The 1,164-nt window shown below is 71.6% G+C and carries 1 protein-coding gene and 1 pseudogene; both read right to left on the reverse strand.

The window, feature by feature from the left end; translation table 11 throughout:
- A partial coding sequence (locus AB0C35_RS46060) for an SCO6880 family protein (RefSeq protein ID WP_358471046.1) occupies positions 1 to 380 on the reverse strand: 380 nt, incomplete at its 3' end.
- Positions 370 to 1,164, reverse strand: a pseudogene (locus tag AB0C35_RS46065) (hypothetical protein); the annotation flags it as partial. The pseudogene AB0C35_RS46065 and the gene AB0C35_RS46060, both read right to left, overlap by 11 nt.

Here is a 1,164-nt window from a genome sequence, read left to right on the forward strand (position 1 = left end):
CCGTACCGGCCGCCGTACCCGTCCTCGGCGCTCAACAGCGTCAACGGCGCCAGCACACCCGGGAGCTGGAACGCCCGCGGATGATCGATGACGACACCGGCGCGGTACCGGTTGTGGCCGCGCAGCACGCCCCACCGCCAGCGACATCGCGCCAGCAGCAGCCGTGCCAGCGGCACACCCCCGATCCGGATGAGCGCCAGCCCGCCGCCGAGCAGGGCCGGTGGAAGCAGGTAGATGAGCAGGTGCGGGGCGGTGGCCGCAACAAGAACCAGCAGGATCGCGGCGCTGAGAGCGACGAAGGTGGAGGTGGTGTCCATGCCGAGCAGGCCGATGCCGTGCCGACGTCGCCAGCCGCCGTAGGTGCGGATGTTATCGCCCACTGCCGCCGCCTCCTTCACCGATCGCGCCGGTCGGACCGCCGCCACCGCCGCTACCTGCGGCGCCGGTGCCGCCGGTGGCGGCCCAGCGGATCGCGTCCTCGCCGCGCTGGCGTTCCTTCTCCGCCGTCCAAATCGTGGTAGGGCCGACCGGTTCACCGTGACCGCCGTCGGGTGGCGCCCACCCGTGGCCCCCTTGTGCGCTTTGAGCTGTTCCGGATGGGTCGGTGCCTGGCTGGTCGCTGCCCGATGGGGCGCTGGGGTCGGAGAGTTGGTCGCCGGGGGCGCCGGTCGGTGTCTGCCCGCAGGGTGCCTGGCCGGGTGGGGTGGACGGCTGGCCCGGCTGACTTGGCTGGCCGTCACTCGGCGGGGGAGTGTCCTGGTCGCCGAGTTGCTGGTTGAGGTAGTCGGCGTGCTCGCCGGCCGAACCGGACTGCCCGCCTGCGGAACCGCCCATCGCGCCGTAGGCGCGTAGCGCACCGATCGCGGTCGCGCTGCCCATCAGCGCGCTGAGGATTCCGCCGCCGCTGCTGGATTCGGTTCCGCCGGTCGTCCAGGTGAAGAACTTCAGCAGGACCGGGAAGGCGATGAGGCTGATCAGCATCATCGCCAACCCCATCAGCAGGGCGTGCAGGTCCTGGCCTTCGCCGACGAGGGTGAACGCGGTCGCATACACCGCCGCGGCCGCGGGTTTGTAGAAGATGAGCGCGAGCATCCAGCCCGCGACGCGGGTGAACCACGCTTTGGTCGATGAGGTGAGCATCCCGGCCGCTGCCAGCGGCAGCAG

This window comes from Spirillospora sp. NPDC048819, from assembly GCF_040650055.1.
In the GTDB taxonomy this organism is placed as follows: domain Bacteria; phylum Actinomycetota; class Actinomycetes; order Streptosporangiales; family Streptosporangiaceae; genus Spirillospora.